Origin of the sequence: Vibrio sp. NC2 (assembly GCF_025195005.1) — a bacterium.
Taxonomy (GTDB): domain Bacteria; phylum Pseudomonadota; class Gammaproteobacteria; order Enterobacterales; family Vibrionaceae; genus Vibrio; species Vibrio splendidus.
Map to the genome: position 1 here is coordinate 76,485 of NZ_JANVFC010000018.1, position 25,160 is coordinate 101,644.

19 protein-coding genes are annotated in these 25,160 nt (G+C 44.1%); 14 read left to right on the top strand and 5 right to left on the bottom strand.

All coding sequences use genetic code 11. The features are described from left to right. Positions 1–75: 75 nt before the first annotated feature. Both recN and nadK read right to left on the bottom strand, forming a co-directional pair. Positions 76–1,740, bottom strand: a complete 1,665-nt coding sequence (gene recN, locus NX845_RS18730) for a DNA repair protein RecN (protein WP_065682545.1) — start codon at positions 1,738–1,740, stop codon at positions 76–78. A 294-nt stretch (positions 1,741–2,034) separates the two neighbouring features. Further along, complete coding sequence (gene nadK / locus NX845_RS18735; protein WP_004735161.1) at positions 2,035–2,919, bottom strand: NAD(+) kinase; 885 nt, start codon at positions 2,917–2,919, stop codon at positions 2,035–2,037. A gap of 143 nt (positions 2,920–3,062) precedes the next feature. Here nadK and grpE point away from each other — a divergent pair, with 143 nt between their 5' ends. The 5 genes from grpE to dnaJ all read left to right on the top strand — a co-directional run bounded on the left by grpE (position 3,063) and on the right by dnaJ (position 10,362). Continuing rightward, on the top strand, positions 3,063–3,644 hold the full coding sequence (gene grpE, locus NX845_RS18740) for a nucleotide exchange factor GrpE (protein WP_017059864.1): 582 nt from the start codon (positions 3,063–3,065) through the stop codon (positions 3,642–3,644). A 392-nt stretch (positions 3,645–4,036) separates the two neighbouring features. Continuing rightward, positions 4,037–5,311 carry a dicarboxylate/amino acid:cation symporter gene (locus NX845_RS18745; protein WP_004735163.1) on the top strand — a complete coding sequence of 425 codons (1,275 nt, stop codon included), beginning with the start codon at positions 4,037–4,039 and terminating at the stop codon, positions 5,309–5,311. A gap of 255 nt (positions 5,312–5,566) precedes the next feature. Continuing rightward, entirely contained in the window at positions 5,567–6,604 is a 1,038-nt protein-coding gene (locus tag NX845_RS18750; protein ID WP_017091481.1) for a polysaccharide lyase family 7 protein, read from the top strand. A 390-nt stretch (positions 6,605–6,994) separates the two neighbouring features. Continuing rightward, on the top strand, positions 6,995–8,908 hold the full coding sequence (gene dnaK / locus NX845_RS18755; RefSeq protein WP_004735165.1) for a molecular chaperone DnaK: 1,914 nt from the start codon (positions 6,995–6,997) through the stop codon (positions 8,906–8,908). Between the two features lie 305 nt (positions 8,909–9,213). Next, positions 9,214–10,362 carry a molecular chaperone DnaJ gene (gene dnaJ / locus NX845_RS18760; protein ID WP_017079898.1) on the top strand — a complete coding sequence of 383 codons (1,149 nt, stop codon included), beginning with the start codon at positions 9,214–9,216 and terminating at the stop codon, positions 10,360–10,362. A 136-nt stretch (positions 10,363–10,498) separates the two neighbouring features. Here dnaJ and NX845_RS18765 read toward each other — a convergent pair whose 3' ends face one another. After that, the gene (locus NX845_RS18765; RefSeq protein ID WP_311319418.1) at positions 10,499–10,930 is read right to left on the bottom strand and encodes a type IV pilin protein; all 432 of its coding nucleotides are present in this window, start codon (positions 10,928–10,930) and stop codon (positions 10,499–10,501) included. Between the two features lie 102 nt (positions 10,931–11,032). On the opposite strand from NX845_RS18765, the gene NX845_RS18770 reads away from it, so the two are divergent. The 7 genes from NX845_RS18770 (at position 11,033) to tadA (ending at position 17,862) form a co-directional block, all read left to right on the top strand. Then, positions 11,033–11,533: a GspH/FimT family pseudopilin gene (locus tag NX845_RS18770; protein ID WP_017087726.1), complete on the top strand. Its 501-nt coding sequence runs from the start codon at positions 11,033–11,035 to the stop codon at positions 11,531–11,533. Further along, positions 11,511–12,113, top strand: coding sequence for a PilW family protein (locus NX845_RS18775; RefSeq protein ID WP_017087725.1), 603 nt, complete (start codon positions 11,511–11,513; stop codon positions 12,111–12,113). Before NX845_RS18770 ends, NX845_RS18775 begins: the two co-directional genes overlap by 23 nt. Beyond that, the gene (locus NX845_RS18780) at positions 12,110–13,345 is read left to right on the top strand and encodes a hypothetical protein (protein WP_017087724.1); all 1,236 of its coding nucleotides are present in this window, start codon (positions 12,110–12,112) and stop codon (positions 13,343–13,345) included. The genes NX845_RS18775 and NX845_RS18780 overlap by 4 nt, the downstream gene beginning before the upstream one ends. Further along, entirely contained in the window at positions 13,335–13,745 is a 411-nt protein-coding gene (locus NX845_RS18785; protein ID WP_017087723.1) for a prepilin-type N-terminal cleavage/methylation domain-containing protein, read from the top strand. Before NX845_RS18780 ends, NX845_RS18785 begins: the two co-directional genes overlap by 11 nt. A gap of 297 nt (positions 13,746–14,042) precedes the next feature. Beyond that, positions 14,043–15,605 (top strand): AbgT family transporter, encoded by a 1,563-nt coding sequence (locus tag NX845_RS18790; protein ID WP_054542738.1) that lies wholly within the window; start codon positions 14,043–14,045, stop codon positions 15,603–15,605. A gap of 229 nt (positions 15,606–15,834) precedes the next feature. Next, on the top strand, positions 15,835–17,124 hold the full coding sequence (locus NX845_RS18795) for a hemolysin family protein (protein ID WP_260257069.1): 1,290 nt from the start codon (positions 15,835–15,837) through the stop codon (positions 17,122–17,124). Between the two features lie 81 nt (positions 17,125–17,205). Further along, positions 17,206–17,862 carry a tRNA adenosine(34) deaminase TadA gene (gene tadA, locus NX845_RS18800; protein ID WP_102445249.1) on the top strand — a complete coding sequence of 219 codons (657 nt, stop codon included), beginning with the start codon at positions 17,206–17,208 and terminating at the stop codon, positions 17,860–17,862. A 58-nt stretch (positions 17,863–17,920) separates the two neighbouring features. Here tadA and NX845_RS18805 read toward each other — a convergent pair whose 3' ends face one another. Together NX845_RS18805 and mltF are read right to left on the bottom strand one after the other, a co-directional pair. Continuing rightward, a complete protein-coding gene (locus tag NX845_RS18805; protein WP_004735176.1) occupies positions 17,921–18,055 on the bottom strand; it encodes a hypothetical protein in 135 nt (44 codons plus the stop codon). A 318-nt stretch (positions 18,056–18,373) separates the two neighbouring features. Further along, positions 18,374–19,942, bottom strand: a complete 1,569-nt coding sequence (gene mltF / locus NX845_RS18810) for a membrane-bound lytic murein transglycosylase MltF (protein ID WP_102445250.1) — start codon at positions 19,940–19,942, stop codon at positions 18,374–18,376. A gap of 329 nt (positions 19,943–20,271) precedes the next feature. On the opposite strand from mltF, the gene purL reads away from it, so the two are divergent. Both purL and NX845_RS18820 read left to right on the top strand, forming a co-directional pair. Next, positions 20,272–24,213, top strand: a complete 3,942-nt coding sequence (gene purL / locus NX845_RS18815) for a phosphoribosylformylglycinamidine synthase (protein WP_102449391.1) — start codon at positions 20,272–20,274, stop codon at positions 24,211–24,213. A 264-nt stretch (positions 24,214–24,477) separates the two neighbouring features. After that, entirely contained in the window at positions 24,478–25,011 is a 534-nt protein-coding gene (locus NX845_RS18820) for a DUF3332 domain-containing protein (RefSeq protein ID WP_102482338.1), read from the top strand. Positions 25,012–25,160: the final 149 nt, after the last annotated feature.

Below are 25,160 nucleotides of genomic sequence, written 5' to 3' on the forward strand. Positions count from 1 at the left end.
CTGGCAATTTTGAATTAAGTTGCAAAATTGCCAAGAATTTTCGGTAAATTATCAGAAAGTTGCCGAATATGTAACCTAAGCTGCGATTAATAACTCTTTTGCATTGGCCAGTGTCGATTCGGTAATTTGGCTGCCACCAAGCAGTCGAGCAAGCTCTGAAACGCGTTGTTGTTCATCAAGCGTGTGCATTTGAGTCTCGGTTTTACCTGATTTTGTGTTCTTCGCAACAAACAGCTGTTGGTGACCGCAACCGGCAACTTGAGGTAAGTGAGTCACACACATTACCTGCGTAGATTCGCCCAGCTTACGTAGCATTTTTCCGACAACCGCAGCCGTTGGTCCACTGATACCCACATCGACTTCATCGAAAATCAGGCTTGGTGTATCCACTTTTTGCGCTGTGATCACCTGAATCGCCAGTGAGATTCGTGATAACTCACCACCAGAGGCCACTTTAGCAATTGGCTGCATTGGTTGGCCTGGGTTGGTCGAAACAATGAAGGTCACGTTATCCATACCCAATGGAGAAGGGTGTGTGTTTGTGTTGTTCACTTCAATGGCAAACTGCGCTTTTTCCATGCTCAGTTCGTGCATGCTTTGCGTGATCAGTTTGTTGAGCTCTTTTGCATAACGAGTTCGAGATTTATGAAGCTTCTCTGACTTGGCAACGAACGATTGGTATTGGTTTTCTACCTCGTTTGCTAAGTCTTCGAGTTTTTCATCCGAGCAATCAAGCGCTTCAACTTGTTGTAATAAGTCTTGATGGTGCTTATAAAGCTCTTCTGGTAACACGTGGTGCTTACGAGACATCGACATCACTTTAGAGAAACGCTCTTCAACGTAAGCCATACGACCCGGATCGACATCAATGCTGTCTAGGTAGGTTCTTAATTCGTTATTGGTCTCTTCAATCTGAATAATGGCTTCAGACAGTAAGCTCGGCAATTCAGCCAATCTTTCATCAAGCTCAGCTAACTGAATCAGGGAGTTATTGGCCGATTGCAGAATACCAAGCGCATTAACTTCTTCGCCTTCATAAATAAGCTCGATAGCTTGCTGACAGGTTGTGGCCAATTCTCCGCTATTGGAGAGGCGCTTATGCTCTTGTTCGAGGTCTTCATATTCTTCCTCCCCAATAGACAGCTCATTTAACTCTTTGATTTGGTATTCAAGAAGTTGTTTTTGAGCTTGGTTTTGCTGGCTATTTTCACGTAACTCTTTTAAGTGGTTATCGGCTTGTCGCCAGGCTTGGTAAGCGTTACGTGTCGATTTCAACAGGTTCAAGTGGCCTGCGTATTGATCAAGCATCGCCATTTGGTAATCGCTTTTCATCAACTGGTGATGCGCGTGTTGACCATGGATGTTGATCAGCAGTTGTCCAAGTGATTTCAATTGCGAAAGAGGGACAGGACTACCGTTGATGAATGCACGAGAACGACCTTCTTTTGAGATGGTTCTGCGCAGGATGCACTCACTGCCATCAAGCAATTCGTTGTCTTCTAACCAGCGAGTAGCGTGCAGATTGTTCTCAAGTAAAAAAGCGGCACTGACTTCGGTTTTTTCTTCACCTTGTCGAACCATTCCTGCATCGGATCTTCCCCCAAGACATAAGCCTAAAGCATCGATAGCGATAGATTTACCCGCACCAGTTTCTCCGGTGATTGTTGTCATGCCTTTAGAGAGTTCTAGCTGTAAAGACTTAACAATAGCGAAATTATTAACACTTAGATGAGCCAGCATTTTTATTTACCTGTATAACTGAACAATACTGTATATAAGCTCAGTATATACTGTTTCTTTATACAGTAAAGTCGACAGGTGAAAATTTTTTGTGACCGATCTCAGAATTGAGGTTGTCTGTAGATCACTGAAACCGCTATAGATTCCCAACTCAGTCGTTCCTCCCTCTTGGGAATGACGATGTGGTGGATTGGCGTAAAGGTAGAGGCGGTGGGCTTTTAATCGGCAATAAAAAAGGCTGACGAATGTCGTCAGCCTTTCAAGTTTTCGGTTACCACTGGAGCGTTTATTCTTTTAGAACAGCTTACTCGACCAGCCTAGTTTGTTACGTAGAACATGGTAGTAGTTGTAGTCTTTAGGGTGGATCAGCTTTAGCACATTCGGGCTTTGGTAAATATGGATCTCGTCGCCAGGAGAAACCGGTAGCGAGATTTGGCCATCGCAGCTGACTTCCTGTGTACCGCGGTTATCAGGCGATACGATAAGCTTGATTCGACGCTTGCCATCCACCACCAGTGGGCGGCTTGAAAGGGTGTGCGGGAACATTGGCACTAGTGAGATAGCATTTAGGCTTGATGACAGGATAGGGCCGCCGCCAGAAAGCGAATAAGCGGTAGAACCTGTCGGTGTTGAGACGATCAAGCCATCAGAGCGCTGTGAGAAGGCGAAGCTGTCATCGATATACACTTCGAACTCGATCATGTGCGCGACTTGGCCGGGGTGTAGTACAGCCTCATTAAGGGCTGCATTGTGGCTTTTTATCTGGCCGTGACGATGAATTTCAGTTTCAAGTAAGAAGCGCTCTTCTTCCATGAACTCTCCCTTAAGCACATCAGTCAGCGCGCTCTGGAAGTTTTCAGGGTTGAGATCGGTTAGGAAACCAAGATTACCTCGGTTAACACCTATCACTGAAATGTCGAAACGTGACAAGATTCTAGCGGCACCGAGCATATTTCCATCACCACCCACAACAATTGCGAGATCGGCACGTTTACCCAATTCAATCAGGCTAGAAAAATGTTCTTGTGGGATATCGTCCAAAATGCTGGAGAGCCTATCATCAACAAACACTTGATAACCCTCAGTACTTAACCACTGATAGAGCTCTCTATGAGTCTGAATTGCTTGCTGATCTCGAGGTTTACCAATAATTGCGATGACTTCAAATGGCTTTTTCATAACGTTTCCAAACGAATTAGGCTTGAATCAAAATTCTTCATCCCCATAATAAAGGCAAGTTGAACGTCTATGCGAGTGTTTTATATCAATTTGAGGCGCAAACACGCCTGTCACTGGCATTGAAAACGAATTCTGGAGATATCATGAGCAACGAAGAAAACAAAGTAACCGAAGAAGAGCTAGATCAGATCATTGCTGAAGCTGAGAAAGTTGAAGAAGCTGAACTGAATGAAGACGCGGCTGATGAGCAGGAATCAAAAATTGCTCAACTAGAAGCCGCACTGCTTTCTAGTGAGTCTAAAGTGAAAGAGCAGCAAGATTCTGTTCTTCGCGCAAAGGCTGAAGTTGAGAATATGCGTCGTCGTACTGAGCAAGAAGTGGATAAAGCACGTAAATACGCGCTAAACAAATTCGCTGAAGGCCTACTACCTGTTATCGATAACCTAGAGCGTGCAGTACAAGCTGCAGATGCTGAGAACGAAGCGGTTAAGCCGATTCTTGAAGGTGTTGAGCTAACTCACAAAACGTTCGTAGATACAGTGGCTAAATTTGGTCTTACAGAGATCAACCCTGAAGGTGAAGCATTCAACCCTGAATTCCACCAAGCAATGTCGATTCAAGAAAGCCCAGACCACGAGTCAAACACTGTGATGTTTGTTATGCAGAAAGGCTACGAGCTTAACGGCCGTGTTATTCGCCCTGCAATGGTAATGGTTGCTAAGTAATTGAGTAGCCGCTTGCTAAGCAGTCGATTATTACAGTTGTGAAGTAAGACAATAGCGGCGACAAAACAATTCACTGGTTAACGTGAAATGAAAAGAGAGGCATATGCCTCTCTTTTTTTATGCCTGTAACTTGAGAGTCCACGTGAATAGTCACCAAAATCGCATTAAGAATGTCGTTCTTTTTATTTTATCCAGAACAGTGATTTAGAGTTTTATATTATGAAACTGGTTGTTAATGAAGAAATGTTTTGATGTCACACTTGTAATGTTTTTGTAAATAAATGCTTTTAATTGTTACCTTTGTATGTAAAATCCACTGCAATATAGCGATTTGGGTCGCATATATAACTATAAAAGTACAATTTTTAAACACAACAAACTGGAGAAGAACGATGGATAAATCGCTCTCAAGTAAGATTTTTGTAGGCTTGTTTGCCGGCCTTATTATTGGTACTGCTATTCAGTACCTATTCAGCGGCATTGCTATTTTTGATACGTACCTACTCGGCGCTGCTGAAGGTGCTGGTGGTATGTTCGTATCACTTATCAAGTTGCTTGTAGTACCTCTTGTATACGTATCTATTGTTTGCGGTATCGTTGAGCTAAAAGATATTCGTTCATTCGGTCGTCTTGGTGGTAAAACCTTTGGTCTTTACATTATTAACACCATCATCGCGATTTCAGCTGCTCTAACGATTGGTCTTATTTTCCAACCGGGTGCTGGTGCGAATCTAGCGGGTACAGTTTCTGAGACAATTGCGCTTACAACAACTGAAACGCCAGATATCTTCTCTCTTGTTGTTAATATCGTTCCTAGCAACCCTGTAGAAGCATTTGCAAGTGGCGACATGCTGCAAATCATCTTCATGGCTATTCTGACTGGTCTTGCTATCCAAGCTCTTGATTCTCGTGGTGGCCCAGCTATCAAGACATTCAAGATGGCTAACGAAATCATGATGAAGCTTATCGGCCTAGTAATGAGCCTTGCGCCATACGGTGTATTTGCTCTGATGATTCAATTAGGTGCAACACTTGATGCAAACACGCTAATGTCAGTTGCTGGCTATGTCGCGCTTGTTGTGGCAATGCTTGTGTTCTGGATCTTCTTCTTCTACCCAATGATGGTTGGTTCATTCACTGGTATTTCTCCAAAGCAGTTCCTACGTGCAACTCGTGAGCAAATCCTTTTCTCACTATCGACTGCAAGTTCGAACGCGACGATTCCAGTAACAATGCGTACTCTGACGGACAAACTGAACGTATCTAAGTCAGTGGCAGGTTTCGGTGTACCACTAGGTGCAACAATGAACATGTCTGGTGTATCTATCTACATCGCACTAGCAACTATGTTCGTAGCAAACGCATTCGGTCAGCCAATCAACACTGCTGATATCTTTACTCTAGGTCTAACTATCTTGCTACTGTCTATCGGTGCTGGTGGTGTTCCTGGTGGTGGTGTGGTTATGGTCGGTGTTCTATTGCACCAACTAGGTTTGCCACCAGAAGGTCTAGCGATTGTTGCTGCTGTTGACCGTATCTGTGACATGTTCTGTACTTCTTCTAACGTTGTTGGTGATACTGCGGTTAACACTATCGTAGCGAAATCTGAAAACGAAATCGGCGTTGAAGCTAACGAAGAAGCTGAGCTAAAGAAAGCAGAAGCATAATTCTTAATTAAGATTTGATAATTAGAAGCCCCGCTCAATGAGAGCGGGGCTTTTTGTTTCTGATGATAAGTGCTTTGGGCTATCTGATAACTTGGCTAAAAATATCTTTGATTGGTGTTAAGTCTCATTTTTTCTTTTTACTCGTGCCGAATTGGCCATCAGTTTTCAATCTTTAATATAGATCACATATAATAATACAATATTATTTTATTGTTCTGGCAACCTACATTATGACGACATAAAGGAAACCCAATAATGAAGCTGTCTTACCTTAGTCTACTGACTGCCAGCCTTTTAGCCGCTCCCGCTCTTGCTTCTAATCACGATATTGGTCAACAGTTCAATCTTGACCCTGCAAAAGCACCAGCACAAAACTTCGATTTATCTAAATGGAAAATTAACTTACCGGAGCTGACGACTGAAGGGTCTAGAAAAGGTAAAACGTTGGAGATTGGTAAAAAGGAACTGTCGAATGTAGACACGCCTTACGTTCACCCTAAATGGTTCTACACGGATGCCGAGTCTGGTGCGATGGTGTTTGTGGCTCCGAATACAGCTCCAACGACGCCAAACAGTAAAAACACGCGTAGTGAGCTAAGAGCGATGCTAGCGGATAGCTACTCTGCGCCGAGCAACAACTTCGCGATTTCAAGCCATAAGAACGCGGAAGAGTTTGGCTCTATCGGTGGGCAGATGACGGCAACACTTTCTGTTGATCAGGTGAGCACCAGCGGTAACTATAAGAAAACCGGTGCATTCTCTGTGGTTATTGGTCAAATCCATGGGTCGGATAATGAACCTCTGAAAATTGTTTACCGCAAATTGCCAGAGCATGAGCATGGTTCGTTAACGTGGAACTATGAATTAAATCCGCCGACAGAGATGAAAAATGCGAAGGATGAAAATGGTAAGAAGCTTCGTAAAGACATTCGCCATGATGTATTTGGCCAATACAATCTGAAAAAAGGCAGCTCGGATCCTACTGATGGTATCAAGCTAGGTGAAGTGTTCTCATATGATGTGAATATCAAAGATAACATCATGCACTTAACCTTTACTAAAAATCCAAACTCAGCCGAACCTGTTGTGAAGACCTATGATGTTGACTTGGCAAAGGGTAAATATCAGGGACACGATATCGATCTTGGTTACGGTCAAGACTGGATGTACTTCAAAGCGGGTGCGTATAACCAGTGTAATACTAAGAAGTCGAGTTCTGCCTGTGAGTGGCGTGGTATGGAAGCGGGTGACTACACCCAAGCAAGCTTCTACCAGTTAGTTCTTAATCAATAATATTGCTGAATCAAAAATAGTGCCGAATCAATAACGGTTCGACTCGCTGTTAGTTGAAAAAAGACCTTCCATATGAAGGTCTTTTTTTATGCGAGATAGAATAGGGAGACATTTTATTTATGAAGATGAACGCGTGAATATGTCAACTTTCGAGCCTTAAGCAGTAAGGGGTAAGCCACTTTTTACCTTTAAGTAGAAAGATAGGGGGAAAAACAGATTTTTTTTACCTATTTCCCTTGAAAATTAGTTTGCAGCCCTTATCTATGGTGCATACGAAAGCAAAATACATTTGCATTTAAATTTTGTGTATTAGGGTTGAATCCCTGATTACTACCCCCCACATAGTGGGTATAGCAAAAAACTAAATAGAATTTATTCGGAGAAAGCCTGATGGGTCGAATCATTGGTATTGATTTAGGTACTACTAACTCTTGTGTTGCTGTTCTTGACGGTGACAAACCACGCGTATTAGAAAATGCTGAAGGCGAACGCACAACAGCATCGGTAATCGCATACACTGAAGGCGAGACGCTAGTTGGTCAACCTGCGAAACGTCAAGCAGTTACTAACCCTCAAAACACGCTATACGCGATTAAGCGTCTAATCGGTCGTCGTTTTGAAGATGAAGAAGTTCAACGCGATATCGAAATCATGCCTTTTAACATTGTTAAAGCTGATAACGGTGATGCATGGGTTGAAGCGCAAGGCCAAAAAATGGCTGCTCCTCAAGTATCTGCTGAAGTTCTTAAGAAAATGAAGAAAACAGCTGAAGACTTCCTAGGCGAAGAAGTAACTGGCGCAGTTGTAACTGTTCCTGCTTACTTCAACGATGCTCAACGTCAAGCAACGAAAGATGCTGGCCGTATCGCTGGTCTAGATGTTAAACGTATCATCAACGAACCTACTGCTGCTGCTCTGGCTTACGGCCTAGACAAGCAAGGTGGTGATCGCACTATCGCTGTATACGACCTTGGTGGTGGTACATTCGATATCTCTATCATCGAAATCGATGAAGTAGAAGGCGAGAAAACTTTCGAAGTTCTTTCAACTAACGGTGACACTCACCTTGGTGGTGAAGATTTCGATAACCGCATGATCAACTACCTAGTAGATGAGTTCAAGAAAGAGCAAGGTATCAACCTTAAATCTGATCCACTAGCAATGCAGCGTGTTAAAGAAGCAGCAGAAAAAGCGAAAATCGAGCTTTCTTCTACTACTCAAACTGACGTAAACCTACCTTACGTTACTGCTGATGCGACTGGTCCTAAGCACATGAACATCAAAGTGACTCGTGCGAAGCTTGAGTCTCTAGTTGAAGACCTAGTTCAACGTTCTCTTGAGCCATTAAAAGTTGCTCTAGCAGATGCTGATCTATCTGTAGGCGAAATCACTGACGTTATCCTAGTTGGTGGTCAGACTCGTATGCCTATGGTTCAAGCTAAAGTAACTGAGTTCTTCGGTAAAGAGCCACGTAAAGACGTGAACCCTGACGAAGCTGTTGCAATGGGTGCTGCTGTTCAAGGTGGTGTACTAGCTGGTGAAGTTAAAGACGTTCTTCTTCTAGACGTTACTCCTCTATCTTTCGGTATCGAAACGATGGGTGGCGTAATGACTAAGCTTATCGAGAAAAACACAACTATCCCTACTAAAGCGGATCAAGTGTTCTCTACAGCTGAAGACAACCAAAGCGCAGTAACTATCCACGTTCTTCAAGGTGAGCGTAAGCAAGCGACTTACAACAAGTCTCTTGGTCAGTTCAACCTAGAAGGTATCCAACCAGCACCACGTGGCATGCCACAAGTTGAAGTAACATTCGACCTAGATGCTGATGGTATCCTGAACGTATCTGCTAAAGATAAAGCGACAGGTAAAGAGCAGAAGATCACTATCCAAGCATCAGGCGGTTTGTCTGAGGAAGAGATCGAAGCAATGGTTCAAGAAGCAGAAGCTAACAAAGAAGCTGACAAGAAGTTCGAAGAGCTAGTAACTGCACGTAACCAAGCTGACCAAATGATTCACGGCACTAAGAAGCAAGTAGAAGAAGCTGGTGAAGCTCTACCTGCAGACGAGAAAGCTAAAATCGAAGCAGCTATCGAAGCTCTAGAATCAGTTAAGTCTGGTGACGACAAAGAAGCTATCGACGCTAAAGTTCAAGAACTTATGCAAGCAGCTCAAAAGCTAATGGAAATTGCTCAACAGAAAGCTCAAGCTGAACAAGCTGGTGCTGACGCTGGTGAACAACCTAAGCAAGATGACGACGTTGTTGATGCAGAGTTTGAAGAAGTTAAAGAAGACAAAAAATAATTTTTCGTCGCTATAACACGTGATTTCTGCGTCGAAGGTACTCACTTACACTTGCCTCTTTATTGGCTAAGAAAGTCCGTGCCTTCTCCTTGAACTAACGTGTTTTAGCTTAGAAAAAGTCGTTTTTCGATTTCTAAAGATACGGGCGTCAGAGGTAACTCTCACGCCCGTAAATTTGTATTTAGACTTGTCGATCTAGATAATAGCTTTATTCGGCGTTTCAGCCGACAGAACTTTTATCTAGATTGATACATAGACTACTGAAGTGATCATTCGGTAGTAGCAATTATTTGGTGACCTAGAACATGTCAAAACGTGATTTTTACGAAGTATTAGGCGTAAGCCGCGATGCATCAGAGCGCGATATTAAAAAAGCGTACAAACGCTTAGCGATGAAATTCCACCCGGACCGTAATCAGGGTGATGACAGCGCAGCAGACAAATTTAAAGAAGTAAAAGTAGCGTACGAGATCTTAACCGATTCTCAAAAGAAAGCAGCTTACGACCAATACGGCCACGCAGCTTTTGAACAAGGTGGCATGGGTGGCGGCGGCGGTTACGGCGGCGGTGGCCAAGGTGACTTCGGCGATATCTTCGGTGATGTGTTTGGCGATATCTTTGGCGGCGGTCGTCGCGGTGGTGGTCAAGCGCGCGCACAACGTGGTTCTGATTTGCGTTACAACATGGAGCTTTCTCTAGAAGAAGCCGTTCGTGGTGTATCTAAAGAAATCGAAGTACCAACTCTTGTAGAGTGTGATATTTGTGACGGTAGCGGCGCGAAAGCGGGTTCTTCTGCACAAACGTGTGGTACTTGTCATGGCCACGGCCAGGTACAAATGCGCCAAGGTTTCTTTGCGGTTCAACAGACTTGTCCTACTTGTAACGGTAAAGGCAAGATCATCAAAGACCCATGTAACTCATGTCATGGCCAAGGTCGTAAACAGAAAACGAAAACGCTTAACGTTAAGATCCCAGCAGGTGTTGATACTGGTGATCGCATTCGTCTATCTGGCGAAGGCGAAGCAGGGGAGCATGGCGCTCCAGCTGGCGACTTGTACGTACAAGTACACGTAAAAGAGCACAACATCTTTGAGCGTGACGGCAACAACCTTTACTGTGAAGTGCCAGTAAGCTTCTCTATGGCTGCTTTAGGCGGTGAAGTTGAAGTTCCAACACTAGATGGTCGTGTAAACCTTAAAGTGCCAGAAGAAACACAAACGGGCCGTATGTTCCGTATGCGTGGCAAAGGCGTGAAAGGCGTTCGTGGCGGCGGTGTGGGTGACCTAATCGTTAAACTAGTGGTTGAAACACCGGTTAAGCTAAGCTCTCGTCAAAAAGAACTACTGCGTGAATTCGAAGAAACATGTTGTGGTGAAGCGGCAAGCAAGCACAAGCCAAAGTCTGAAGGTTTCTTCAGCGGCGTGAAAAACTTCTTCGATGACCTAACTAAGTAATTGATAGTGATTTGAAACTTTTAAAGCCTGCCAGTGTGCAGGCTTTTTTGTATCTGTAGATCAAAGAAAGAAGCTCAGAGAATAAAGAGTCTAGATTTCTCAGATAGATTATCGAGCCCTTTGGTGGTTGCTCTTGTTACTTCCAACACGCTTCTGGCTCTGAAACACCCGAGTGGTGTAATTCCAATATATCGGTAATTGAATTTAAACATCCATCATTCACTTGCTGTGAAAGTGGTTCCGCTTGAATGGCATAGGTTGTACTACTCGCCGAAATCGCTAACGTGTATCGGCTGGTGTCGGTATCGCAAAACAAACATGTCCCTCCGGAAATAATATTCTCCGCTGCGGATGCATAGTTCCCCGTGTACAGCGTCTCTATTTCCAATTGTATCTTTGTCATATCAGCTATCGCTGTGACTCGATGCGCTTTGATTACATGGTTTGTATAACTTGGATAGGCAATGGCGCCGAGTATCCCCACGATGGCGACAGCGATCAATAATTCGATCAATGTCATCCCTCTAATGCCTAAGTTGTTGTTGTTGCATATATTTCTTCGAATCATCGCGAGTAGTTTCCTTTAATATCTCTGCCTATTTTTCTCCGGTGGTAGCATCGGCGCAAGATTAAATACGGTTACGAGCGGTATTACATAGGAAATTGGGAAATGACTCGCGGGTTTACCTTCTTAGAGCTACTCATAACCATATCAGTGCTCTCTATATTATTGGCTGTTGCAGCTCCAAGCTTTAGTTCGGTCTCGGAAACAGTGAAAATGCAACGGCTAGCTACCGAGCTGAATGGTTTTATGATGCAGGCGAAATCTGAGGCAGTTATGAGAAATACCGATCTTTGGGCTCATTTTCTAATGAATGGTAACTCAAATGACACCGGTGATTGGAAAATTGAATTGACTGAATTCGATGTTCCGAATACCGGTACGGCAATCCTTACAATGGAAGGAGTTTCATTTCGAAACATAGATTTCACCGTTAACTACAGTTCTGAACAAATTAAATTTAGTGGAGTAAACGGTAAAGCCAAAGATGGGAATCTCTTATTTGATATGAACTCTAAGCCTTTAAAGCTTATAACATATAGTACTTCTGGAAGAATGAGAATCTGTGGTGTGGGAGGAGACTTTTATGGTTATCAGACCTGCACTTAAGAGGCAGCAATTCGGTGCAACATTAGTCGAATTAATGATCTCTTCTATTTTGGGAATTGTAGTTATTGGAAGTGTGGGGTCGGTATTTATATCGGGACAAAACATCGCATCCGAGAGAAGTAAAGAATTACTATTATTACAACAAGTTTCAGGCACTCTTCAATACTTTAAAGAGGATATCCAGCGAGCAGGCTACGATGGAGGGACAGGTGTGTCTCTAAAATTATCAGGAGCCACAAATACCTTATATATCTCGCCAGATTCCAAAATTGTCGCATTTGCATATGCTCATCAATCAGAGATTCGAAATGTTGCTTTTGTATTTGATTCCGGCTTAGTCAAAGTTTGTGATAGTCCCTCCAGTATCGTAAAAACGGTATCAGCGGCTACTAGTGGATGTTCTTCAATTTTTGAGCCGAATCAAATACGAGTGATTGATTTCAATGTCAATCAATCAAGTATTGAAGCTCAAGGTGTTAGTTCAGGCATGGCAACTATTACGATTTCTGCTGAATTAGTAGGAGATACGTCCGTTAATTATTCATCAAGTGTGATTGTAAAAAATAGGAATTGGCGATGAATAAAAATCAACAAGGTGCGGTTGTTTTACTTACAACAAGTGTATTACTAGTTACGGCGTTAATGTTGACTTTTGGTAGTTATCGTTCAGTTTTTTATCAAATAAAAAGATCTCAAAATGAGGTCGAAGCGCGCAAGCAGCAATGGGAGGCTGAAGGTGGTCTAGAGTGTGGTTTCACTCAGTTTAAAAATGAAGGGAATCTTCCTCCTACAATTACAGTGTGCTCAATGAAGAATCAAGTCACCCCTGTTTTCAATGCAATTCTAACAGGTTATCAAATATCGTCTGCGAGTGGGCATTCTCATTTGAAGAAAAATATCGTATTTGGAGGTTCACTAAGTTCTGGTGCTATACAGTCGAGTGCCGATGTTTATTTTCATTCAAGTACCACATTTTCAACACCAGATCCTGGTGTTTTAAGTAGTGATGGTTGGGAGTGTGTTGCGCTTCGATATCGTAGCCGCTATCACTATTCATCTATGGATAATAAAGGGGTGGTACATGGTGTACCTCCATATGCCGGTTTTCAAAATCCATCAGGAGCTGATTGCTCTAATGTTACAGGTAATGATCATTTGTCCAATGGGGATGGCAATGATTTTGTCTTAGATTCAAGCGTACAACCTTTTGAGTCTTTTTTCGGTGTTCCAGTTGAAAAGCATAACGATATAAGAGATGAAGGGACATTTTCGGTGATTAATGGGAGTGGGACACCCAAAATACTAGCTAATTGTGGGCAAGTTCTGGCAACACTGATTAATGCAGGCAATCATCATTTATGGGTTGAAGGAGGCTGTGAAATCACTAAAGCGCAATACAATGATTTAGTTGATGCTACAGCCTCAACTAATGGAGTTACAATTTTAATTCATGATGGGCTGATGTCTGTTATGGGAAAACCTTCTACAGGGGCGACTTCAAATCATCTTAAAGGTGTACTATTTCACCTTAATGTTGATTATTCACCTACCCCTGCCGATTGGGTGTCTTATGATGCCAATAATCATCTGAATCATGTCCCGAGTGTTATTGAAGAAAGCTACCGAACTATCACCTCTTACTATCAACACGGTGCATTTACGGTATCTGGCGGACAGTACTTTGATGCACCGAACCAAGCCGCTGTGTTCTTTGATTCACTGGATTTTAGATTTAATAAAGATGTGGTCGATAATTCAAGAAAAGAATTTACGCAAATTCAATGGCAAAAAGGTTCATGGAATGATTTGTAAACAGAAAGGTTTTAGCCTAATTGAAGTGCTTATTTCGTTTTTGTTGATCGGTGTTGGTTCTCTAGGGCTAATTAAATTACAAACGTATGTTGAGCAAAAATCTGACTTTGCTATTCATAGTGTAGAAGCTCTGCATTTGGCTGAAAATAAGCTGGAATGGTTTAGAACTCGTGGTGCATCTGCCGCTTTATCGAGTATAACGCCTGCGGATTTTGCTACGGATATTGTTGATGGTATGGATCATTCGCATGTTAAATATCAACTTAATTGGACAGTGACGAACAGTTTATCTGGAGCGCTGAAGACCGTTCAGATAACAAGCTCATGGGAAGACCGGTTTGGTAGTAATCGAGTTATCGAATTACATACTATGATTTCCAAATACAGTGAGTTTGATTGATCTATTAAGCAAACGTTTACTGCATGCCAAGGCCTAGGCATCCCCTTTACTGATAGTTTTCACTCCTCGGACATTGTTTACGTGCCAGTTAAAACTCTGTATATGGAATGGTGTTTTTTGTGTTTTTATATTGTTGCTGTTGTACAGTATTTTTGCAAAATATGTCTCCATTTATGGAAAATGATGTGGAACCTTGTGCTTTTTAACAGCGACTTTAATAGAATATGTGCTGTACCAATAGGCCATGGTCAAAACTTTTATTAGGCCTAAACAAACAACATCACATATGGAGTTACAATGAGTAACCAAGCTGTAAAAAAAGCACCATCGACTGAGAAGATCAGTGGGATGGACCGCTTTCTAAACTTCATTGAACGCGCCGGCAACAAAATTCCAGACCCTGCAATTCTGTTCTTCTGGGCTCTAGTTATCGTATGGGTAGCATCTGCACTTTTATCGAATCTTTCATTCGACCTAATCAACCCTCAAACGGGTGCTGCTCTAGAAGTAAACAACCTATTAACTGGTGAAGCGCTTGCTAGCTTCCTAGCGAATATGGTTACCACGTTCACAGGCTTCGCACCGCTAGGCATCGTACTTGTTGCTATGCTAGGTGTTGGCGTTGCTGACTCTTCAGGCTTCATTACGACTGGCCTTAAGAAGATGCTGAACTTTACGCCAGCTAAGCTATTAACGCCTATGCTAATCCTTGTTGCTATCGTGTCTCACACAGCAGCAGATGCAGGTTACGTTCTAGTAATCCCTCTTGGCGGTATCATCTTCCACGCAGCGGGTCGTCACCCTCTAGCGGGTATTGCAGCAGCGTTTGCTGGTGTATCAGGTGGTTTCTCAGCGAACTTCATTCCTTCAGGTATTGACCCGCTACTAGCAGGCTTCACTCAAACAGCGGCAAACGTTCTTGACCCTGCATACGTGGTTAACCCTCTAGCGAACATTTTCTTTACTGGTTTGTCTTCAGTTCTCATTGTTGGTATCGGTTGGTACGTGACAGAGAAGATCATTGAACCTCGTCTTGCAAAAACTCCAGTAGATGAAGATGCTGAACAAGCACCTGATCTAGGTACGTTCACAGCGATTGAATCTAAAGCATTCAAATTCGCTGGTTGGGCAATGGTTGCAGGTATTGGTCTGCTTATCGCAGCTTTGGTTCCTGAAAACTCAGCACTTCGTTCGCCTGAAGGTGAGCTAACGGCGTTCTCAGCACCAGTAATGAAGTCTATCGTTCCTCTGATCTTCATTCTGTTTATTATTCCGGGTATCGTCTACGGCCGTGTAGCGGGTACATTCAAGAATAGTAACGATGTTATCAAAGCGATGTCTGAGACAATGGCAACGATGGGCGCATACATTGTAATGTCGTTCTTCTGTGCTCAGTTCTTATCTGCATTTGCTCAATCAAACATCGGTACTATGCTGGCGCTTTACGGTGCTGAAGGCCTGAAAGCGATGGACCTTCCTGGTGAAGCAACGGTTGTTGGTATGATTTTACTAACGGCTTCAGTTAACCTGCTTGTAGGTTCGGCTTCAGCTAAGTGGGCTCTTATCGGTCCAATCCTAGTTCCAATGCTAATGGTTGTGGGTATCTCTCCTGAACTATCTCAAGCGGCTTACCGTGTAGGTGACTCAGTGTCTAACATCATCTCTCCACTAATGGTGTTCTTCCCACTGGTTGTTGTTTACTGTCAGCGCTACGTTAAGTCGACAGGTATCGGTACTCTAGCTTCTCTAATGATGCCGTTCTCGATTGCGATGCTAATCGGTTGGTCTATCTTCTTGCTAGGTTACTGGGCTCTTGGTATCCCACTAGGTATCCAAGCTCCTTACACTTACACAATGTAAGATAAGTAAAGCTAAGTAATAAAAGCAAAAGTCAGTAAGATAAAATCATCGAAGCCCGCACCGAAATGTGCGGGCTTTTTTTCGCCATCTTTTTCCGTTTTTTTATCCAAGATTTTTATAGCCAAGACTTTTTATATCCAAAACTTTTTATATTCAAAATAAAGGCACTCAGCTTATACTCCGGATCACGGCTAATTGTTGGCCGGTAAAATTAGGAAATCCAAACCACATGAAGATTCTGCTTTTAGTAGGGTTAATTGTTTTAAATGGTCTGTTTGCCATGTCAGAAATTGCATTGGTAGCAGCAAAAAATAGTCGGCTGAAACGCTTAGCCGAAAAACATCGCTCCGCTCAGATTGCTCTTGAGCTCAAAGAAAACCCAACCCGCTTCCTCTCAACAATCCAAATCGGTATCACGGTAATCGGCCTACTCAGCGGTATTGTGGGTGAGGCGACGCTATCGGCTCCACTGGCCGTTCAACTTGAACTGTGGGGATTAGACCCAACACAAGCAAATATCTTGTCTACTGCGGTTGTGGTGGTGGGTATTACTTATTTCGCCATCGTTGTGGGTGAGCTAGTGCCAAAGCGTTTTGCTCAATCCCAAGCTGAAAACATTGCTGTGTTAGTCGCGCTGCCAATCTTCTGGTTATCTAAAATCGCGACGCCGTTTGTGTTTGCGTTGTCTGCATCAACCGAAGGTATTCTCAAGTTAATGGGGCGCGGCGGTGAAGAAGATAGTGTCACTGAAGACGATATCCATGCATTGGTGAAAGAGGGCTCAGAATCTGGAGTGATAGAGCGTGGCGAGCAAGAGATGATTCGCAATATCTTACAGCTTGATGATCGCCTTGTGAGCTCTTTGATGACGCCACGCCGAGACGTCGACTTTCTAGATATTGAGCAACCTGTAGAGCAGATATTTAAGAAACTGCGCTCTTCAAAGCACAGTGTATTTCCATTATGCCAAGATCATCTCAATAAAGTGGTCGGTACGGTGTCGTCCAAAGCCTTGCTGAATCAGGCGGGCAATTTAAGTATTCAAGTGATCATGGGGCTGTCTAAGTCGCCGATCTATGTTCCAGAATCGATGAAGGCACTGCGGCTACTTGGCTACTTTAAAGAGTCGGGTACCGAGATGGCATTCATTGTTGACGAGTATGGCGATGTGCAAGGCCTTGTGACTCATTACGATATTCTCGAAGCGATTGCAGGTGAGTTATCCAATAACCCCAATGACCTCTGGACAGAGCAAGTGGAAGACGGGTTGCTGGTGGATGGATTAATCCCTATCAGTGAGCTCAAGAACCGCTTAGAGCTGTCAGAGTTAGAAGGGGAAAGCGAAGGCTTCCAAACATTGAATGGCCTTGTGACTTGGTTAATCGGGCGTTTACCCGATACGGGAGAAGTCGTTCAGTGTCAGCAATGGCAGTTTGAAATTATCTCGGTCGAGAACAACCGTATTGTGAGTGTGAAAGCGACAGAAATAGTCAATGAGCTAGGCGATGCTGTTAGTTAGATAAGTCGCTAGATATTTAACGAACAAGCCTGCGCTTGTTGTTCAATATCTCTTTATTGTTCATAATCACTAAGATTAGGTATGCTTCTCCGCATACCTTTTTTTGTTCTTATCCTTTGTTTTCTGGAGTTCCCTTTGTCAGACCATCAATTCACCCCTCAAGATGAAATCTTCATGCGACGCGCCATCGAGGTTGCTAAGCAAGCAGAGAAAGAGGGAGAGGTTCCCGTTGGTGCCGTGTTGGTAAAAGAGGGGGAGATTATTTCTGAAGGATGGAACCGTTCGATTGGAAGCCACGATGCCACGGCACACGCAGAAATCGAAACCTTGCGTAAAGCTGGACAAGCTTTAGAAAACTATCGCTTACTCGATACCACTTTATACGTCACGCTTGAGCCTTGCCCAATGTGTGCAGGTGCCTTGTTACACAGCCGAGTAAAGCGCATTGTGTTTGGTGCCCCTGACTTAAAAGCGGGTGCAGCAGGTACGGTGTTAAATCTCTTTGAAAGCCAAGCCTCATACCACTATGCAGACGTGGAAAATGGTTTGTTAGAGCAAGAGTGCCGTGAGCAACTGCAAGCGTTTTTCAAGCGTCGTAGAAAAGAGATAAAAGAAAAACGAAAGCAAGACCGTCTGTTGGAAGAGCAGTGTTTAGAATCTGACAAGGCAAGTAATAAGAATAAGGTCAGTAACAAGAACAAGGTCAGTAACAAAAACAAGGTCTGTAACAAAAAATAACAGCAAGCTTTCGGCACTCTCTATCGCAAGAGTGCCGCAGAAAACTTACTCGGTATATTTACTCAGAAAGTATCTGCATGAAAGCACGGTTGCGCCAAATGATCTTTTTCTTATTATTTGAAAGCATACGCTTACGACGGTTTGCAGCAACGGTCTTATCAAGGCGCTTCGATTTCAGTTTACTCTTCATCATTTCAACGATTTCCTATTTGTCGTCTGGCTTTGTAATTATGACTTCAGTTTTAATTATAGTGGTTATTTGTTTATGAGCTCTGTCGCGAACTTAGCGTTAGCTTTCTGAACCACTCTTGCAATGGTTAGTATCTGAATCCAACCGAGCATGATGTCGCTTATGGTGTGACGTTATAAAGTTCGATTGTTACTGCAATATGACACCTCAAATTTAACGGTCACTTTGCTGGTTTAGTTTCTCAATGCGAACTAGCCAATACGAACCAGTGGCTCATGTATAAAAAAAAGAGCAACGCTATATAGCATTGCTCTTTTTTATTTATTTGGAAGACTCAGCTTCATCGACAGCGGATTCAGCCGCACTGATTGTCGATTCAGCGCCCGAGGTCTCTAAAGGTGGGATAACCACCAACCCTTCAAGGCTCGCTTCTTCCTCTTTATTACGCTTATTCACATGGCCAATAATGCTTTGGTAATAACGGCGAATGTTCTCAACGTAATTCCTTGCTTCATCACCACGCGCATAACCGTAACGAGTTTTGCTGTAGTACTTCTTCTGTCTTAGCAGAGGAAGCCTGTCTTTCACATCACCCCAAGCGTCAGGATCACCGCCTTGTGCTTTGGTTAAGCGACGTGCATCCATCATGTGACCGTAACCTACGTTATATGATGCGAGGGCAAACCAGATCTTTTCATGTTGAGTAATAGAGTCGGGAACTCGATTCACGATACGACGTAAGTATTCAACACCACCTTGTACCGACTGTTTCGGGTCAAGACGATTGGTCACACCAACGCTCTTCGCAGTTGGTAGCGTTAACATCATCATGCCTCGAACACCGGTTGGAGAGCGTGCGACAGGATTCCAGTGTGACTCTTGGTATGCCAAAGCAGCAATCAAGCGCCAATCAAATTCTTGCGAATATTTCTGAAACAGTGGAGACCATTTTGGCAGCTTGCTATCCAATGCGCGGATAAAGGCACGAGTATCGACATAATCGAAGGTGCCGATATGGCCAATATATTTCTCTTCCAGTGAAGCGAGCTCACCAGACTGCTTTAGGTTACCGAAAAACTCAATCAGCAGCGCATAAAGGCTTTCATCTTCAGACTTCTGTAAATACCAAGAGATCGGTTGGTCTTCTGTAAGTTCAAAAGCCAAAGCGACGTCTGGGTACAAACGCTGTGCGAGTGACAGCTCAATCGAATCCGCCACAGTAAACAAGCGTTCCCCTGTAGAGACTTCTTTTAGCAAGTCGTTGATATCAGCATTGCCGATCGCATCGTAGATAAAGTCATCGTGTGTGTTTTGCAGCTGTTTTAATGTTGGCTCAAAGTGTGAGTCTTTCACTACAACCAAAGATGGCGTCAATGTGTCAGTAGTCGCTATCTCTTCTGATTCAGTTTGTGCTTTTACGAAATCAGCCTGACGCTCATTCTCGAACTTGATCAGTTGCTCAAGGTTTCTTGGGCGCCACTGGCCTTTTTTGTACACGACTTGCTGGCTTACATAATAATAAGCGGGCGCAGCGCGATAGGCACGTGTCAGGTTGCTGTTTTGTGTTAACCCCGTTGCGATAAGATCGATCTCGCCTTTCTTTAACGCAGGAAATAGGCCGGATAGACGGTAAGCAGGTTTAACCTCAAGCTTTACACCAAGCTCTTCTGCAAACTCGCGAGCTAACTCGTAGTCCAAGCCAGCAGGACCATCTGGACCGATGTAATAAGAGAGTTGGTTATTCAGGGTGCCGACACGAAGAACGCCACGCTCTCGTATCTGCTCAAGGACACTTTTAGGTTCAGATTCAATCTGGCATCCAGCCAACCCAAAAAGGGCAATAGCGAGCAGAAGGAACTTAGACGAAAAGATGAGCGTAAATTTAGGCATCAAAATGAAATCTCGAAAAGTGGAAGCCCCTTTATACCAAACCCCGCAAGGCTGGCAAAGCAGGTTTATTTAAACAGTTGTAAAAGTGGTGATAAATGCAGCAAAAGTACCATTTACACAGAAAGATAAAAAAAATAACGCAAACGGTTGCTTTTGGTGTTACGTCACAAAAAGAAATGCTTTATAATGCGCTCGCATTGAAGAGGTGGAATCGGCATAGGTTTGGCAACCTTCGGGAATAGCTTCGAAGAAAACAGTTAGGTTGTTCCTATAACCCACTGAATTTATTCCAATACTACCTTAATCAACTGCATAAGAGACGTAAGCACATGAGAATTTTGCGTGGCTCCCCAGCTCTATCTGAGTTTCGTGTTAACAAGCTTTTAGAGCTTTGTCGTGAATTAAGCTTACCTGTAACAGGTATTTACGCTGAGTTTGCCCACTTTGCTGATCTAACGGCAGACCTAGATGAGTCTGAAGTTGAGAAGCTAGAAAAGCTACTGACTTACGGTCCAACGATTGAAGAGCATGAACCTGAAGGTTTACTGCTGCTTGCAACGCCACGCCCGGGCACTATCTCGCCTTGGTCTTCAAAATCAACAGATATCGCACACAACTGCGGACTGGCTAAAGTGTCACGTCTAGAGCGCGGTACTGCTTTCTACATTGAAACCTCTTCTGAACTTTCTGAGCTTCAACTTGTTGAGCTGAAGGCCATTCTGCACGACCGTATGATGGAAGTGGTTTTCACTGACTTCGAATCAGCGGCGGCACTGTTCACTGTTGCTGAGCCTGCTCCTTATGCGGAAGTTGACCTACTAACTGGTGGACGTAAAGCGCTTGAAAAAGCAAACGTTACCCTAGGTCTAGCACTTGCAGAAGACGAAATTGATTACCTTCTTGAAAGCTTCACTGAGAAGCTAGGTCGTAACCCGACTGACATCGAGCTAATGATGTTTGCACAAGCGAACTCAGAGCACTGTCGTCACAAGATCTTTAACGCTGATTGGACTATCGATGGCGTTAAGCAAGAAAAATCATTGTTCAAGATGATTAAGAACACCTTTGAAACGACACCAGAGCACGTTCTGTCTGCTTATAAAGATAACGCAGCGGTAATGACAGGTTCTGAAGTGGGTCGTTTCTTCCCAGATCCAGAAACTCGCCAGTACAACTACCACCAAGAAAAAACACACATCTTGATGAAAGTTGAAACGCACAACCACCCAACGGCAATCTCTCCATGGCCGGGCGCATCGACAGGTTCAGGCGGTGAAATCCGCGATGAAGGCGCGACAGGTATTGGCGGTAAGCCAAAAGCGGGTCTGGTTGCTTTCTCTGTATCTAACCTGAAAATTCCGAACTTCGTTCAACCTTGGGAAACAGACTTTGGTAAGCCAAGCCGTATCGTTACTGCTTTGGATATCATGCTTGAAGGTCCTCTTGGTGGCGCAGCATTCAACAACGAATTTGGTCGTCCAAACCTATTGGGTTACTTCCGTACTTACGAAGAGAAAGTAAACTCTCACGCAGGTGAAGAAGTACGTGGTTACCACAAACCAATCATGCTGGCTGGTGGTCTAGGTAACATTCGTGATGATCATGTTCAGAAGAAAGAGATCCCAGTAGGTGCAAGCCTAATCGTTCTTGGCGGTCCAGCAATGAATATCGGCCTTGGTGGCGGTGCTGCATCTTCAATGGATTCTGGTTCTTCTTCTGAAGACTTAGATTTTGCTTCTGTACAACGTGAAAACCCAGAAATGGAACGTCGTTGTCAGGAAGTTATCGACCGTTGTTGGCAGCTTGGTGATGCGAACCCAATCGCATTTATCCACGATGTGGGCGCGGGCGGTATCTCGAATGCACTTCCTGAGTTAGTCGACGACGGCGAGCGTGGCGGTATCTTTAACTTACGTGACGTGCCAAACGATGAGCCGGGCATGAGCCCACTTGAGATCTGGTGTAACGAATCTCAAGAGCGTTACGTAATGGCGGTTGCTGATAAAGACTTAGCGACATTTGAAGCGATTTGTAAGCGTGAACGCGCTCCATTCGCGATTGTTGGTAAAGCAACAGAAGAACGTGATCTTAAATTAGAAGATTCACACTTCGACAATACGCCAATCGACATGCCGATGGACATCCTATTAGGTAAAACGCCTAAGATGCACCGTGACGCGAAGACGCTAAAAGCAAACAATCCTGCGATTGACCGTTCTGGTATCGAACTAAACGAAGCGGTTGACCGTATTCTTCGCCTACCAACAGTGGCAGAAAAAACATTCCTTATCACTATCGGTGACCGCTCGGTAACAGGCCTTGTGGCTCGTGACCAAATGGTTGGCCCATGGCAGGTTCCTGTTGCTAACTGCGCAGTAACAGCTGCAAGTTACGACTCTTACCACGGTGAGGCAATGTCTCTTGGTGAGCGCACGCCAGTTGCACTTCTAGACTTCGGCGCGTCGGCTCGCTTAGCGGTTGGTGAAGCAATTACTAATATCGCAGCGACCAACATCGGCGATATCAAACACATTAAATTGTCAGCTAACTGGATGTCTCCAGCGGGTCACCCTGGTGAAGATGCAGGCCTTTACGAAGCGGTTAAAGCCGTAGGTGAAGAGCTGTGTCCAGCTCTGGGTCTAACTATCCCAGTGGGCAAAGACTCAATGTCGATGAAGACTAAGTGGGAAGAGAATGGCGAGCAGAAAGAAGTAACGTCTCCGCTGTCTCTTGTTATCACTGCGTTTGCACGTGTTGAAGATGTTCGCAAGACAATCACTCCTCAATTGCGCACCCCTGATAACCTTGAAGGACTAGGCAACACTTCACTGGTTCTTATCGACCTAGGTAACGGCAAAAACCGTATGGGTGCTACAGCACTTGCACAAGTTTACAAGCAGCTTGGTGATAAGCCAGCAGACGTAGACAACGCAGCGCAACTAAAAGGTTTCTACGAAGGCGTTCAAGCACTTGTAGCGAACGACCAAGTTGTCGCTTACCACGATAAAGGCGATGGTGGTCTATTCGTAACGCTAGCTGAAATGGCGTTCGCAGGTCACTGTGGTGTTAATGCTGATATTGCAGCGCTTTTATCTGCATCAGAGAATAGCGAAGATACGCTAGCAGCACTCTTCAACGAAGAGCTAGGTGCGGTAATCCAAGTTCGTAACGACGACCTAGACGCAGTTCTTTCTACTCTTGCAGCCAATGGCCTAGAAGCGTGTTCACACGTAATTGGTAGCGTTGTTGGTGAAGGGGAAGCATCAGATGAAGTCGTGATTAAGTCAGGCGCAGACGTTGTAATCCAGCGTAACCGTACTGAACTACGTACTATCTGGGCTGAGACGACGCACAAGATGCAAGGTCTACGTGATAACCCAATCTGTGCAGATCAAGAACATGAAGCGAAGAAAGACAACTCAGACCCTGGTCTAAACGTTAGCCTAAGCTTTGATGTAAACGAAGATATTGCAGCGCCTTATATTAACCTAGGTGCTAAACCTAAGATGGCAATTCTACGTGAGCAAGGTGTTAACTCTCACGTTGAAATGGCAGCTGCATTTGACCGTGCAGGCTTCGAAGCTACAGATATTCACATGAGCGATATCCTAACGGGTCAAGCGGTTCTAGAAGAGTACAACGGCCTTGTGGCTTGTGGTGGCTTCTCTTACGGTGATGTATTGGGCGCTGGTGAAGGTTGGGCTAAATCGGTTCTGTTTAACGATTCTACTCGCGACCAATTTGAAAACTTCTTCAAGCGCGAAGATACTTTCTCTCTAGGTGTGTGTAACGGTTGTCAGATGTTGTCGAACCTACGTGAACTTATCCCAGGTGCAGAATACTGGCCACGTTTCGTTCGCAACGAATCTGAGCGTTTTGAAGCTCGTTTCAGCCTAGTTGAGGTTCAGAAGTCTGATTCTGTATTCTTCAACGGCATGGAAGGTTCTCGTATGCCAATCGCTGTTTCTCACGGTGAAGGCCGCGTAGAAGTACGTGATAACGACCACCTAAACGCGATTGAACACTCAGGTACGGTTGCTCTACGTTACGTTGATAACAACGGTAACCAAACGCAGCAATACCCGAATAACCCGAACGGTTCGCCAAACGCTATCACAGGTCTAACAACGACCGATGGCCGCGTGACTATCATGATGCCGCACCCAGAGCGTGTATTCCGCACGGTTGCAAACTCTTGGTCTCCAGAAGGTTGGGGCGAGAACGGCGCTTGGATGCGCATGTTCCAAAACGCACGTAAGAATGTGGGTTAATCACTTTCTTACAGGCCGCATTAATCTAGGCTAGGTTAAGCAAAAACGAAAAGCGCAGATCGAAAGGTCTGCGCTTTTTTATTGGCAACTCTTCAGGAACCAGAGCGAAACAAATTAGGTTTGCAGTTTGCTGTTCTAAAAATCTCCACTACGCTAAATGTTATGGAATCAATTTGTTAGGCCATCATTTCTTGTATTCATACAAGAACAATTCAATTTGGCCGTTCAAAAACTGAATCAATCATCGTGGCATAAGAGGGACCTATGAAAACAACAATTACAAAAGCAGTTGCAGTGGCAGCGATTGTCATGTCGTTAGCTGGGTGTGTCGGTAGTAACGCCGTTACTGGGAAATTAATGAAGTTCAACGTCGAGGTTGTAGATAACCGTTACGCTCGTGCAGGGGTCAACTTCTTGCTTGCTCCAGTTTACGCTTTAACATTCGCAGCCGATTACATCGTATTTAACTCGATCGAATTCTGGGCAGGGAAAAACCCACTGACTGGCGCGCCTCATATCTTCGATAGTAAAGTCGATACTATGATTGATGTGAACGATAGCCTTGACGATTCACTGAAAGATGCACCACTTGGGTTCAATAATCGCCATATTGAATGGGGTGAGATGCAACAGATCGATGAGAACACCATTCAAATGGACATCACCTATAACGATGGCGAGAAGGCTGTTCTGACGGGGGTTCGTGATGGTGACAAGGTCAGTTACTACATGGATGGAACATTGGTTTCAGAGACTTCGATTCAAGCTCTTGAGCAGTTAGCAGCCGAGAAAGCGTAACGCTTTCAGTTTGATATAGATAAAAGAAAAGCCGAAAGTTTTGAACTGACCCCCAATAGTTGGACACCAATTATTGGGGGTCTTTTTATGTCCAAATATAGCCGAGAGCTAAAATGTATCATTGCTAAGCAATACTTAGATGGCACGTC

Coding starts and splice junctions, on each gene's coding strand:
- recN (WP_065682545.1), bottom strand. CDS start 1,740: ATGCTGGCTCATCTAAGTGTTAATAATTTCGCTATTGTTAAGTCTTTA.
- nadK (WP_004735161.1), bottom strand. CDS start 2,919: ATGAAAAAGCCATTTGAAGTCATCGCAATTATTGGTAAACCTCGAGAT.
- grpE (WP_017059864.1), top strand. CDS start 3,063: ATGAGCAACGAAGAAAACAAAGTAACCGAAGAAGAGCTAGATCAGATC.
- NX845_RS18745 (WP_004735163.1), top strand. CDS start 4,037: ATGGATAAATCGCTCTCAAGTAAGATTTTTGTAGGCTTGTTTGCCGGC.
- NX845_RS18750 (WP_017091481.1), top strand. CDS start 5,567: ATGAAGCTGTCTTACCTTAGTCTACTGACTGCCAGCCTTTTAGCCGCT.
- dnaK (WP_004735165.1), top strand. CDS start 6,995: ATGGGTCGAATCATTGGTATTGATTTAGGTACTACTAACTCTTGTGTT.
- dnaJ (WP_017079898.1), top strand. CDS start 9,214: ATGTCAAAACGTGATTTTTACGAAGTATTAGGCGTAAGCCGCGATGCA.
- NX845_RS18765 (WP_311319418.1), bottom strand. CDS start 10,930: ATGATTCGAAGAAATATATGCAACAACAACAACTTAGGCATTAGAGGG.
- NX845_RS18770 (WP_017087726.1), top strand. CDS start 11,033: ATGACTCGCGGGTTTACCTTCTTAGAGCTACTCATAACCATATCAGTG.
- NX845_RS18775 (WP_017087725.1), top strand. CDS start 11,511: ATGGTTATCAGACCTGCACTTAAGAGGCAGCAATTCGGTGCAACATTA.
- NX845_RS18780 (WP_017087724.1), top strand. CDS start 12,110: ATGAATAAAAATCAACAAGGTGCGGTTGTTTTACTTACAACAAGTGTA.
- NX845_RS18785 (WP_017087723.1), top strand. CDS start 13,335: ATGATTTGTAAACAGAAAGGTTTTAGCCTAATTGAAGTGCTTATTTCG.
- NX845_RS18790 (WP_054542738.1), top strand. CDS start 14,043: ATGAGTAACCAAGCTGTAAAAAAAGCACCATCGACTGAGAAGATCAGT.
- NX845_RS18795 (WP_260257069.1), top strand. CDS start 15,835: ATGAAGATTCTGCTTTTAGTAGGGTTAATTGTTTTAAATGGTCTGTTT.
- tadA (WP_102445249.1), top strand. CDS start 17,206: ATGCTTCTCCGCATACCTTTTTTTGTTCTTATCCTTTGTTTTCTGGAG.
- NX845_RS18805 (WP_004735176.1), bottom strand. CDS start 18,055: ATGATGAAGAGTAAACTGAAATCGAAGCGCCTTGATAAGACCGTTGCT.
- mltF (WP_102445250.1), bottom strand. CDS start 19,942: ATGCCTAAATTTACGCTCATCTTTTCGTCTAAGTTCCTTCTGCTCGCT.
- purL (WP_102449391.1), top strand. CDS start 20,272: ATGAGAATTTTGCGTGGCTCCCCAGCTCTATCTGAGTTTCGTGTTAAC.
- NX845_RS18820 (WP_102482338.1), top strand. CDS start 24,478: ATGAAAACAACAATTACAAAAGCAGTTGCAGTGGCAGCGATTGTCATG.